Source organism: Streptomyces sp. NPDC048192 (genome assembly GCF_043202415.1).
GTDB lineage: Bacteria > Actinomycetota > Actinomycetes > Streptomycetales > Streptomycetaceae > Streptomyces.
On sequence record NZ_JBIDAL010000007.1, the window covers coordinates 449,256 to 462,345 of the forward strand.

The 13,090-nt window shown below is 72.1% G+C and carries 6 protein-coding genes; 3 read left to right on the forward strand and 3 right to left on the reverse strand.

Translation table 11 applies throughout. The annotated features are described in order from the left end of the window. Positions 1-142: 142 nt before the first annotated feature. Complete coding sequence (locus ACGFZN_RS17920; RefSeq protein WP_393859409.1) at positions 143-1,003, reverse strand: NAD-dependent epimerase/dehydratase family protein; 861 nt, start codon at positions 1,001-1,003, stop codon at positions 143-145. Positions 1,004-1,232: 229 nt separating this feature from the next. On the opposite strand from ACGFZN_RS17920, the gene ACGFZN_RS17925 reads away from it, so the two are divergent. Further along, positions 1,233-2,456: an MFS transporter gene (locus ACGFZN_RS17925; protein ID WP_393859410.1), complete on the forward strand. Its 1,224-nt coding sequence runs from the start codon at positions 1,233-1,235 to the stop codon at positions 2,454-2,456. Positions 2,457-2,503: 47 nt separating this feature from the next. Here the strand turns inward: ACGFZN_RS17925 and ACGFZN_RS17930 are convergent, their stop codons facing one another. Both ACGFZN_RS17930 and ACGFZN_RS17935 read right to left on the reverse strand, forming a co-directional pair. Beyond that, on the reverse strand, positions 2,504-6,592 hold the full coding sequence (locus tag ACGFZN_RS17930; protein WP_393859411.1) for a discoidin domain-containing protein: 4,089 nt from the start codon (positions 6,590-6,592) through the stop codon (positions 2,504-2,506). Positions 6,593-6,939: 347 nt separating this feature from the next. Then, positions 6,940-9,246, reverse strand: a complete 2,307-nt coding sequence (locus ACGFZN_RS17935) for a SpoIIE family protein phosphatase (RefSeq protein WP_393859412.1) — start codon at positions 9,244-9,246, stop codon at positions 6,940-6,942. A 293-nt stretch (positions 9,247-9,539) separates the two neighbouring features. Between ACGFZN_RS17935 and ACGFZN_RS17940 the strand changes: the two genes are divergently transcribed. Both ACGFZN_RS17940 and ACGFZN_RS17945 read left to right on the forward strand, forming a co-directional pair. Then, positions 9,540-11,690, forward strand: a complete 2,151-nt coding sequence (locus ACGFZN_RS17940; protein WP_393859413.1) for a glycoside hydrolase family 27 protein — start codon at positions 9,540-9,542, stop codon at positions 11,688-11,690. A gap of 110 nt (positions 11,691-11,800) precedes the next feature. After that, entirely contained in the window at positions 11,801-13,090 is a 1,290-nt protein-coding gene (locus tag ACGFZN_RS17945) for an ABC transporter substrate-binding protein (protein ID WP_393859414.1), read from the forward strand.

The following is a 13,090-nucleotide window of genomic DNA, read 5'->3' on the forward strand; positions in this document are numbered from 1 at the left end:
GGACGACCGCCTGGTCACGGGACCGTCCTGGATGCCACCGCCTCGATCGGCCTCGGGGGACGACCGAGGCATGTGATCCCGAATGTACTGCCCCGGGGGCGGGAGACCGTCGCAGACGGCGCCCGCCCCTTCCCGGCCCGGCTCACTCGCCGGCGGCGAGCACGGCCAGCGGGTCGGTGTGCACCGGGGTCCATCCCAGCTCCGCCTTCGCGCGCGCGGGGGTGAACTGCTGGTCGAGGGCGAAGGCGTCCGCGATCGGGCCCATCTGCTCGCGGGCCTGCTCCAGCGTGAGGGAGGCGACCTTGCCGTCGAGGCCGGCGGACCGGGCGACGGCCAGCGCGCACTCCTTGGCGGTGGGGTTCACGCCGCCCACGCCGACGTACACCGACCCGGGCTTCGCCCTGAGCGCGGCCACGTACAGCTCCGCGATGTCGTCGATGTGCACCAGCGCCCAGCGGTTCGCGCCGTCGCCGATGCAGGGGACGGCGCCCGCTGCCTCGCCCGGAGAGGTGTAGAACGCGTCGATCAGGCGGTTCTCGCCGCCGTACAGCAGGCCGGGCTGCACCACCACGGGGCGGCCACCCTGCTGCGCACGCTGCAGGACGGCGTCCTCGACGGGCCTGCGCCAGGCGACCAGGGCCGGCGGGTTCCAGGGAGCCGTCTCGTCCACGAGCCCGCCGGTGTCGCCGTAGACCCAGGTGCCGCCGGTGTGCACGTAGGTGCCGGCGCCGATGCCGTCCTGCATCGCGGTGGCGGCCGCGAGGTCCTCGTCGCCGGTCCCGGCCTGCGCCAGGTGGACGACCGCCTCGGCGCGGGCCGCCGCGGCGTTCAGTACGCCGAGGTCTCCCAGACCCCCGCGCACGGGCTTCGCCCCGAGGGCGCCGACCGTCTCGGCGGCGCGGTCGTTGCGGGCCAGCGCCTCGACGCTGTGTCCGTGCCGGACCAGCGCGCTGATCGTGGCCTTGCCGATGTATCCGGATCCGCCGGTGAGGAAGATCTTCATGGGGGTGGCTCCTGTCCGTGTGGGCCGGTGACTTCGCTGACCAGCCTGCGCCCGGTGACGGACCTCCGTCCAAGACCTCTTGCGGCGTCTGTGATACCCGTCGGGCATCAGCCGGCCCATGCCCATCGAGCATCAGCTGCGACGAAAGAGGTCTTGGACGTCTCCACACTGCTGCCGGAACGTGGACACCGCTCTCTGCTGAAGCCGACCACCGAGCAGGAGATCCTCCATGTCCCAGACCACCGCACCAGGGACCGTCACCGCGGCGGCTCCCGCCGGCCGGGGAATGTCCCGCACCCTGACCCTGCTGCTGGCGGCGGTCACCGGCGCGATCGCCGCCAACGTGTACTACGCACAGCCACTCCTCGGTGTGATCGCGCGCTCGACGGACACCTCCACGGGCGCCGCCGGTGCCGTCGTCACCGTCACCCAACTCGGTTTCGCCCTGGGCCTGGTGTTCGTGCTGCCGCTGGCGGACATCGTCACGTGCCGGTCCCTGCTGACCGTTCTGCTGCTGCTCGACGCCGCCGCGCTGGCCGTGGTGGGCCTCGCCGCCGGACTGCCGGTCGCCCTGGTCGCCTTCGGCGTGCTCGGCCTCGCGAACGTGGCGGCCCAGGTGCTCGTGGCCGCCGCGGCCCAGCTCGCCGACGACGCCCAGCGCGGGCGCACCGTGGCGACCGTCATCAGCGGCCTGCTCACCGGCATGCTGCTCGCGCGGACCGTCGCCGGTGCGGTGACCGAACTCGTCGGCTGGCGCCCGCTGTTCCTCGGCGCCGCGGCGCTGATGATCCTCGTCAACCTGGTCCTGCGCCGCGCCCTGCATGTCGCTGACGCCCTGCCCGTGCGTCGCCTCGGCTACGGCGAGGTGCTGCGCTCCACCGTCCGCATCTACCGGCGCGACGCAGCGGTCCGCGTCCGTTCCGTCTACGGCGCCCTCGGGTTCGCCGCGTTCAGCGTCTTCTGGTCGACCGCCGCGCTCCGGCTGAGCGGGGCCCCGTTCGCCTACTCGCCCGCCGTCATCGGCCTGTTCGGCCTGCTGGGCGCCGCCGGCGCGATGGCCGCCAACCTCGCCGGCCGTGTCAGGCGGCACACCCACCCCCTGCCCACGGCCGTCGCCCTCGCCCTCATCGCCGTCGCCTACTTCGTGCTGCTGACAGCGGGGGACACTCTGGGCGGCATGATCGCGGGTGTGCTGATCCTGGACGTCGGTGTGCAGGGGCTGCACGTGCTCAACCAGCGCGTCGTCCACGACGCCGACGCGGCCGTCCGCAACCGGGTCAACAGCGTCTACATGACGTTCTACTTCGCGGGTGGCGCACTCGGCTCGGCCGTGGCGTCCTTGGTGTGGGCGCAGGCCGGCTGGGGCGGCGTCTGCGTGACCGGACTCGGCGTCACCGCGCTCGCGTTCCTGCTGTGGGCCCGCACCTCCTCCCGCGGCCGAGCACGTCCGTGACGCGCTGCGGTCCCGCCCGTGCGGCGGGACCGCAGCGGCGATGGGTCTCAGCCGTGCAGCGTGACCACCGGGCTGTTGTACGCCTCCGCCGTCAGCACCGGGTGCCGTGACGGGCAGGCCGCCGACGGCCAGGACAGCCGCACCGTCCGGGACTCACCAGGCAGCAGCCACAGGTAGTTGTCGCTGTACAGCGTCGGCAGCACACGGTGACCCTGCGGGCCGTCCAGGAGCGACAGCCGTACCATGGCGGCCACCGCCGAACCCTGGTTGCGGATCACGGCCGTCAGCTCCCGGCGGTCACGGGTGCGCGAGGTGTGGGTGATCGCGCCCGTCAGCCTCACCTGCTTCACCTTGTTCAGGCCGCGCAGCGCGGCGGCTTCGCGGTAGCGCCAGTAGGTGTTCCGTGACAGTTCCCTGCCTGCGGAGTCCTCCAGGGTCAGCCGCAGCAGGTGCAGGTCCGGGAGGCCGTCCGTCCACGGTGCGGTGAACGCCTCGGTGGTGGACGCCCGCGCTACGTCCACCCGTGCCGTCATGTCCGTGCCGAGCAGCCGGCCGGAAAGGTCGTGGAGCCGGGCGGTGACCCTGGCGCCGCGCAGGTCGGTGGAGGTGTGGTTCACCGCTGTCACCTGCCACTTCACCGGATCGGCCTGGACGTGCAGCGGCTCGCAGCCCGAACGCGCCCCGAAGTACATGCCGTTGACGTCGAAGTCGTAGTCGTACGTCTGCCAGACCGTGCTGTGCCAGGCCGGGTGGGACATCCACAGCATCAGGCCCGACGCGTTGTCCCACAGGTGGGCGTTCCAGGCCTCGAACATGGCGCGGGCGTTCTCGTAGTTGACGAACTGTGCCTTGCGGGCGAAGTCGTCCAGGTCACCGGCCTCACCGAGGCGGGCCTCGATGGCCGCCTTGTAGTTCTGCGGCGCCTGATTGCCGTGCTCACTCCAGTTGTGGTAGTACCAGGCGCCGCGTACGGGCCACTCCGGCTCGTCGCCCGTCATGCTGCGGGTGCTCGCGGCGGTGGAGACGACGGGCATGCCGATCTCGGTGTGGAAGCCGAAGTCACGGCTGCCGTAGGTCATCGGGTCGAAGTACCTCTCCGGCTCCACCCAGCCGTAGGGGCCGCCGCCCGTGACGATGCCGCCCGCCGAGTTGTTCTGGTAGAGCACGCCGGGCACCTGCTGCTCCACCGCCTCGCGCATGCCCTTGTCGACGGCGGCCGGAGGGTTGCCCTCGTTCGCGCCGCACCACACCACCACGCAGGGGTGGATGCGGTAGCGCAGCACGGTGTCACGGGCGAGCGCGTTGAACGCGTCGTGATCCGGCGGGTCCATGCCCCACGCGTTGGGGAAGTCGTTCCACACCAGGATGCCGTACCGGTCACAGGCGGCGAAGAACTCCTCCCGGTCGCTCGTGCCGACCCAGTTGCGGATCATCGTGAAGTTCATGTCCCGGTGCATGAGCACCGCGGCGTCCATGCGCTCCGCCGGCATCCGGCGCAGCAGCTCGTCCCAGCCCCAGTTGCCGCCGCGTGCCAGCACGCGGACGCCGTTGACGCTGATCTTCAGCGGGTCGGGCGTGTTCGACACGCTCTTGACGTCGGTCCACCGCTCGCCGTCGTCGGACACCTGGATCGTGTACGACTTCGGGTAGGCGGTCTCCCAGACTACGGCGACGCGGTCGAACGTCCGCGTGGAGCCCAGGTCCACCTGGATCCACTGATGGTCCTCGTACGCGGAGGACCAGCGGGTGTCCGGGTCTCCGTCGGTGGCGTGCGACGCGGGATGGTCGGGGTCCTCGGTGGAGGCGGTGGCCTTCTGGTGCAGGGCGAGGTCGGTGCCCGGGTCGCTGCGGTCCACGACACCGAGCGACCACAGGGAGTTGCCCCAACTGGTGTTCCTGAGGCCGCAGTCGAGGCGCACATAGCGTCCGGTCCGCCGGGCGAAGTCCTCGATCTGCAGGCTGGCGTTGCCGTTGTTGAACGGCAGCGGGACAGCCCTGTTGTCCACCGGCTTCACATCGGTCCAGTCCGAGCCGTTCGGGGAGACCTGCACCACGAAGGTCCTGGCATAGGCCTGTTCCCAGGTGAGGTCGACCTGGTCGAAGGACTGGGGCGAGCCGAGGTCGACGCTGATCCACTGGTCGTCCTCGTAGGCGGAGGACCAGCGGGTGCCGGCGTCGCCGTCGGTGGCGTTGCCCGCGCCGTGGTCGTCCTCGTCGGTGCTCGAGGCCTCGGCGTGGGCGTGCAGGGCGAGGTCGGTGCCGGGCCGGGTGCTGTCCCGGACCGAGAGGGTCCACAGGGAGCTGCCCCAGGAGGTGGCCCGGGTCAGGCATCTGATGCGCACGTGCCGGGCCTGCTGCCGGTCGAAGGTCACCGTCTGGGTGTAGGCGTCGCCGGAGGCGGTGAACGGCAGCGGTACGTCGTACTCGTAGCCGAACTGCCGTATGCCGAAGCGGGTGGTGCGCCGGTCGCTCTCCTGGCCGTTCACCGACGCCGTGAGCGTGAGATCGTGCAGCGTGGCCTCGCCGAGACCGTTCGGCCACCACAGGCGGGGGTTCCGCAGCTTCAACTGCCCGAAGGCGTCGGGGGAGAAGACGACGTCGAGGCTCGCGCCGGCGCCCACGGTGACGGTCTTCGACACCCGTACCCCGTCGAAGGCGGCGGTGACCGTCGCCCGGTGCTCGACGGTGTCGGCGTTGCGTACCGGGACGACGATCGTCAGCTCGGCCACCGAGACGTCCGGCAGCGCGGGCAGCACGGTGTCCACGCGCGGGTCGCCGATGACGACATGCCCGGTCGGGCGGAGGCGCACGTGGTTCCAGATGCCCGCCGCGCGGTCGCGTACCGCCGGCATCCAGTCCCAGCCCGACGACGCGAGGTAGGTGGGGGAGTTGAGGTTCATCTGCTGGGCGCCCGCGTCCACCCAGGACTCGCCCAGTGGGCCCTTGTCCCCGGGGCTGCCCGGAACCGGCATCGGAGTGATCTTCACGGCGAGCGCGTTCTCGCCGCTCTCCGTGAGCTGCCGGGTGACGTCGAAGGCGGCACGGGCGAAGGGGTACGTCAGGTCACCCACCCGTTCGCCGTTGAGCCACACATCGGCCTTGTGGTTGACGCCGTCGAACTCCAGCCAGAGGTGCCGGCCGGCGCCGGTGGCGAGGCCGTGCGGCAGCGTGAAGTCCCGCTTGTACCACCAGGAGTGGCGCGACAGCGCCTCCGGTATGCGCAGGTTGTTCAGGCCCGCCACCGGGTCGGGCAGCTTCCCCTGCTCCACGAGTGAGCCCAGTACGGTGCCGGGGACGGTCGCGGGCAGCCAGGTGCTGGTGTCGACGGACGTCCGCGACAGCCCGGCGCCGTCCGCGCCGGCCCAGTCGTCCATGGTGAGCCGCCAGCCCGACTCCACGGGCACGGTCCCGTCGTCGGCGACCGTCAGCCTCGGCGCCTCGCCGTGCCGGTCGCCCCAGTCGGTCCAGCCGGTCGCCGAGGGGCGGTGCTCCCCGGCGGTGCCGTAGACCTCGAAGCCGTTGAGGCCCAGGGGGAGCGGGCTGGAGCGCTTCTGGGAGGTCATGCGCACCCAGCGGGCCGGCACGGGGCGGGGAAGCTGTATGTCCACGGCGCCGCCCGTGCCCGCCGTGGTGCGGTACACGCTCGTCCAGGTGTCGCCGTCCGGGGACGTCTCGACCACGAACACCAGCGAGTAACTCGACTGGATCTCCTGGCCCGTGGTGCCGCTGTGCACGTTGCCCGCGGTGGGCGGCGTGTACACCGGGTCCGAGGCGTCCGCCTCGAAGACGAGACGCACCCGGGTGACGTCGCAGACCGACTGGAGGTCGACGGCTATCCACTGCGGGTCACCGTCCTCGGCGCGCCAGCCGCTGCCCCGGACGCCGGGGGAGGCCAGGCGGTCCACCGTGAAGGAGCCGGGGGTCGCGGCGTAGGCCGTGGACGAGACGGAAACGGGCCGGTACAGAGCCAACTCCACCGGTTCGGCCGCGGTGTTGAGCGGCGCGCCGACGGGAGCGGCAGCGGCGGTCGTGCCCGGGAGCAGGGAACCGGCGCCGAAGGCGGCCAGCAGAGTGGTACCCGTGGTGACGACGGTCCGTCTCGACGGATGGCGCGACGGACCCGACTGATCTGTCATGAGGTGATGTCCCATCAGAAAACGGCAGCCCAAGCCGGACCGGCTCGGCACGCCCGCTGCCGCAACCGGTAATGACAACGTTGCCATAGGCTGTGGTGCGCGCAGCCTCCTGTCAACCCCGGGGACGGCGGCGGACAGCCGAACCGCTTCGTCGTTCCCGGCCCGCCACCGGCGAAGCACGGCTTTGGCGAACGCGCAAAGACCGGTGACCGAGTGAGCGGGACTCGGCTGGGCCTGCGTTCCCGGCATCGCTGCACGCCGCGGCACCGGGACAGCCGTTGCGGACGCGACCGGTACCGGAAGTCCTGGCCGTGGCTGACGCGTTGTTGTCGGGAGCCGCGCTCGGGTCAGCTGTGCCCGACCGCGAACGGCGTCTGCGGCTGCCTCGGCGGAGCGGTCCTCTGCTGGGCCCAGACCGTCTTGCCCTGCGCGTGGTACCGGATGCCCCACCCGTCCGCGACGCTCGCGACGATGAAGAGTCCGCGACCGCCCTCGTCGACCGTGCGGGCGTGCTTCAGATGCGGGGCGCTGTCACCGGCGTCACGGACCTCGCAGGTCAGACGCTCGTCGAGGATGAGCCGCAACCGGTACGGCGGAGCGCCGTGGCGCAGCGCGTTGGTGACCAGCTCGCTGAGGACGAGCTCCGTGGTGAACGCATGGTCAGGATCGATGCCCCAGGTGCCGAGCTGTCTGCGCGCCGCCGCCCTGGCCTCCGCGACGGCCGCGAAGTCCTCGGGCAGCGGCACCGTCAGCACCTGGTCGGCGGGCAGCCCTCGGGCGCGGGCCAGGAGCATCAGTTTCTCGCTCTCCTGGTCCCGCAGCACGTAGGCGAGCGCGTCGCTCAGTTCGCCGAGCGGCAGTTCGGCGCCCTGGCGCAGCACGGCACGCATGCGCGGTTCGCTCCGCAGCAGGTCCTCGTTGCCGAGGGCGAGGATGCCGCCGGCCGGCAGCGGGACCTCGGTCGCGGGGAACGGGGCGCGGTCGCCGCCGGCCAGTACCGGGCCCCCCGGCGCGGCCACGGTCTCCACGCCGCCACCGGGGCGGACCAGGTACGGCTCGGACAGGCCCGCGCGGACGACGGTGCAGGTGTGGTCGACCGAGTCGTAGACCACGATCGAGCAGCCGGCCGTCAGCGGCACATCGTGCAGGGGGTCTCCGGCGGGGAGCGCCGCGCGTTCGGCGGCCAGCTGCGCGGCGGTGTCGCTGAGCCGCGCCATCAGCTCGTCCGGCTCCAGGTCCAGCGCGGCCAGTGCGTGGATGACGGTCCTGAGCTGCCCCATCGTGGTCGCGGTGGCGATGCCCCGGCCGCGCACGTCCCCGAGGACCAGCGCGGTGCGGCCCCCGGCCAGTTCGATCACGTCGAACCATGCGCCTCCGCCGCCCGGCCCCGGGATGTGCATCGGGGCGACGTCCACCGTGGACGGAGCCGACGCCCGCTGCGGCAGGAGCCTGCGCTTCACGGTCGCGGCGATGGTCCGCTCCCGGGTGAACCGGCGGGCGTTGTCGATGCACAGGGCCGCGTGTGCGCAGAGGTCCGAGGTGAGCGCGATGTCCGCCTCGTCGAAGGGCTCCTCGTCCTGGTGGCGGTAGAAGCTGACCACGCCCAGCGCCTGGCCGCGCACGGCGAGCGGTGCGACGATCAGGGAGTGCACGTCCGACCGGGCGATCGCGTTCGCCCGCGCCGGGTCCGCCGCCAGCCAGGGGCTGTCGCTCGTCACCGTCACGAGCCTGGGGCGCAGGTCGACCAGGACGCGGGAGAAGGGCGTGCCCTCCGGGAGCCGGCGCACGTCGCCTACGGCGTGAGCCGACACCAGCCCCTTGAAGGCGGCCCGGCGCAAGGGCACGGCGTGGTCCACCGGAGCCAACGGCGGCTCCTCGCCCCGGATGACGTCCTCGATGACCTCGACCACCACCACGCGTGTGAACGCCGGTGCGACCGCTTCCGCGAACTCCCGGCACACGCCCATGACTTGGAGACCGTTGCCCACGGCGGCCCGGATCTTCTCCAGGATCTGCAGCCGCTGCAGCGCGCGTTCGCGTTCGGTCACGTCGAGCGCCGAGACGAGCAGGCCCAGCACCTCGCCGTCCGCCCCTTCGAGGCGCATGTAGGACAGCGAGTAGTACACGGGCCGGCCCGTGCCATTGCTCGGCGCGGACCGTACGACGCGGTGCAGCGCCGGTTCGCCGGTCACGAGGACCCGGTGCGCCACCGCCCGCTCGTTGCCGGGGTCCGCGAGGCCCAAGGCTTCGGGGAAGTCTCTTCGGGTGCCGTCCGCACCGGGCGGTGTGTCCCGCGTGTCGTACCGGGACCGGATGATGCGGAGATCCCCGTCCAGGACGGTCAGGTCGACCGGAGCGTGCACGAGGAGCGTGCGCAGGATCGCCAGGTCCAGGGCGGTGCCGCCGTCGCCCTGCTCGTCGCGCACCTCCCAGGTGAGCGAGTCGCCGGAGAGGACCGGCCGGACGGAGAGCGCGCCCAGAGCCGCCGGCAGGGTGCCGCGTACGGCGGCGCCGTCGCCCTCGCCCAGCACCTCGGTCACCGTGCGGCCCTCGGCCTCCTGCCGGGACCGCCCGAGGAGGTCCGCGGCCCGCGCCGAGCACTCGACGATCCGCCCGTCGTCGGCGATGCGCATGAGCACGGCACCGTTCGACATCGCACCACACCTCCGCTCCGGGCCGCGCACACGCGTCCTTCCCATAGTGGGCCAGGCGATCGGGCCGCTCATCTCGGTGAGCTGCGCTCTCGCTGCCCGTGTCCCCGTACCGCACCACCCGGCGCCCAGAGACACTCAAGCGGCTGCTACTAAATTAGTAATTAATATTGACAGCCGCGTGGTCGCGGGCCACAGTCTTCGCCGTGACACCGCCGCCCGCCGCAGCCGCGGGACGCCCCGCCCTCCTCCGCCCACGGCGGCCTCTTCTGCTCCCCGACCCCCAGGAGTCGCACGTGACGTCACCCCTGCCCGGACGCGCAACGCGGCGCACCCGTACCACGCGCCTCGCGCTCGCCGCCGCGATCGCGGTCGTACTGACCGCCTCCGCGGTGCCCGAGGCCGGCGCGGCCGGCGCCGTGGACCAAGGAGCGCCCACCTACTACGACAGCGGTCTCGCCCCCACGCCCTACATGGGCTGGAACACGTACTACGGACTCGGCGCCCCCACCGAGCAGGAGGTGCGCGCGGTCGCCGACAAGCTCGTGAGCAGCGGTCTGCGCGACAGCGGTTACGACATCGTCTGGCTCGACGGCGGCTGGCAGGCCGACAACCCCCGCGACGCGCAGGGGCGGTTGGTGGCCAACCCCGACCGGTTCCCGTCCGGCATCCCGGCTCTGGTCTCCTATCTGCACCAGCGCGGTCTGCGGGCCGGTATCTACACCGACGCCGGCACCTACGACGGAGGCAGGAGCTGCGGGCTCGGCAGCCGCGGCCACTACGCCGAGGACGCACGGCAGTTCGCCGACTGGAAGATCGACGCGATCAAGGTCGACTTCCTGTGCGGCATCGGTGCCGGACTCGATCCGGGGCCCGCCTTCAAGGAGTTCAGCGACGCCGTCGCCAAGTCCGGCCGCAGGATGCTGCTCAACCTGTGCAATCCGCTCACCGACGACTGGGGCCTGCCGCACACGCCCGAGCAGGACGCGCACAACACCTACGCGTACGCGCCGACGATCGCGGACTCCTGGCGCACCGGCACGGACATCGCCTGGGGCACCCCGAGCCCGGGGGAGTGGCCCGACATCCTGCGCAACATGGACGCCAACGCCTGGCACCCCGAGGCGCAGGGACCGGGCCACTACAACGACCCGGACTACCTCATCCCCATGCGCCGCATGGCCGACGGCTCCCTGGAGCTGACGCAGGAGGAGTCCACCACCCAGTTCGTGATGTGGGCCGAGATGGGCTCCCCGCTCGTGCTGGGCTCCGACCCGCGCACCCTCTCCCCGTCGATGATCTCCACGCTGCGCAACCCGGAGATCATCGCGGTCGACCAGGACCCGCTCGGCATCCAGGGAGTGCGCGTCGCCACGGACGCCGTCGGAGACGTCTACAGCAAGGTGCTCTCCGGCCATGGCCGGCGTGCGGTCGTCCTGCTCAACCGCTCAGGTCAGGCGGCCGAGCGCACCGTGCACTTCGCCGACGTCGCCCTCGGCGGGCCCGTGCGGGTGCGTGACCTGCGCGCCCGCGCCGACCGCGGCACGCACACCGGTTCGTACACCGTCGAGGTCCCCGCCCACGGCACCGCCTTCCTCGGGCTCACCGGGCAGGACGCGCTGCCGGGCGCGAGCCTCGGGCAGAAGACCTCGGCGAGCCCGGCCGTGGTGCGCGACGGCGACACGCTGACCACCTTCTTCCGCGGGCCGGGCGGCACGCTCCGGCAGAACACGGCGGGCGGCGCCCAGCCGGCGCGGACCACGGATCTCGCCGGCCCGGCCGGCGGGCGGATCCTCGGGCAGCCCGCCGCCTACGGCTCCGCCGGCGGCCGTATCGACGTCTTCGTCCGCGGAACCGACGGCCACGCCTACCGCAGGGTCTTCTCCGCGGGGCGCTGGGACGACTGGCAGGACCTGGGCGGGCAGTTGACCGACGCCCCGACCGTGGCCTTCACCGACCCCGCGCACTGGACGCTGGCCGCCCGGGGCGCCGACGGGCGGGTCGTGCAGCGCGGGCCGTCGTCCGGCTGGTCGTCGCTCGGCGCACCCGGCGACCGGCCGGTGTACGGCAGGCCGTCCGCGGTCGTCGACGCCGGCGGGCGTGTCCACGTCGCCGTGCGCACCGCCGCGGACGACGTGTGGACCATCGCGCGGGACGCCTCGGGGCAGTGGTCCGAGTGGACCTCGCTCGGCGGCACGGTGAGCGGCAGCCCCACGCTCGTCGCCGTGGGCGACGCCGTGGTGCTCTACGCGCGGGCGGCCGACTACACGCTGTGGCAGCAGCGGTACGACGGCGGCGCATGGCGAGGCTGGACCAAGCGGCAGGAGTTCCCCAGCGCGGCCTTCGACGGCGCACTCGGAGCGGTCGCGGGTCCGGGCGGCGCCGTCGACGCGGTGTACCGCGGCGTCGACGGCTACGTCCACCGGACCCAGTTCAAAATAAATTAGTAATTATTCTTGACGTGGCGAGACCGCCACGCGACTCTGGATCCGCCGCGAGCGGGGACCGGCCGTAAGGGGGGCCGGTCCCCGCCGCTCGGAGCCGCAGGGAGCCCTCCATGACGAACCACCCGCACAACCGCCGAAGCTTCCTCGCCGGCCTCGGGGCCGCCGGGGCGACGGCACTGCTCAGCAGCTGCGTCACCTCGACCTCCTCCGCCAAGTCCTCCTCCAAGGGCCCGGTGACCCTCCAGTCCAACCTGTCCGCGCCGCAGGCCAAGACCGCGATGGAGGACCTCGTCGCCGCCTACGGCAGAAAGGGACAGGGGCACGCCAGCCTGAACACGGTGGCCGCGGAGACCTTCCGCACCCAGCTGCCGACCTACCTGACCTCCGCCAACCCGCCGGACGTCTACACCTGGTACCCCGGCTCCGTCGCGGACGCCTACGCCAGGAAGAACCTGCTCCTCGACCTGGACGACGTCTGGAACTCCTCGCCCGACCTCAAGCGGTACACCAAGGCGCTGAACCGCCTGTGCACCGCGAGCTCCGGCAAGAAGGTCTTCGTGCCCACCACCTACTACTGGTGGGGCATGTTCTACCGGAAGTCGAACTTCGCCAAGTGGGGCGTCAGCGCGCCCACCGGCTGGGACGAGTTCCTCGACCTGTGCGACAAGCTCAAGACCAAGGGCGTGGCACCCATCGGGCTCGGCGCCGGCGGCGGCACGGCATGGGTCGCCTCGGCCTGGTTCGACTACCTCGACATCCGCATCAACGGCGCCGCCTACCACCGGCAACTCCTCGCCGGCAAGCACCGCTTCGACGACCCCGAGGTGCGCAAGGTCTTCGACCGCTGGCAGGAGGTCCTGCCGTACTTCGACCCCGACGGCACCGCCGTGGCCTTCCAGGACGCCACCACCGCCCTGCTCAACGGCCGCACCGGCATGATGCTCATCGGCACCTTCTTCGCCGACGCCGCGCCCAAGAGCGCCCTGGACGACATCGATTTCTTCCGCTTCCCCGTCATCGATCCCAAGGTCCCGCTCGCCGAAGAGGCCCCCACCGACGGCTACTTCGCCAGCGCCCGCACGGGACGCCGCGAGCAGGTCTTCGACCTCATGCGCTACCTCGCCACCGCCGAGGCCCAGGAGATCTACATCAAGGGCTCCTCCGGGACCGTCCTGCCCTGCAACCCCGACGCGAAGGACGCCGGCACCGCCCTGGTGAACAAGGGGCGCAGGCACATCGAAGAGGCGGCCGAGATCACCCAGTTCTTCAACCGGGACTCCAGCGACGCCCTCCAGCCCACCGCCGACACCGCGCTCACCAAGTTCATCGCCAAGCCCAAGGACGTCGGCGGCATCCTCACCGACTGGCAGCGCGACGCCGAGAAGATCTGGAACGCCTGA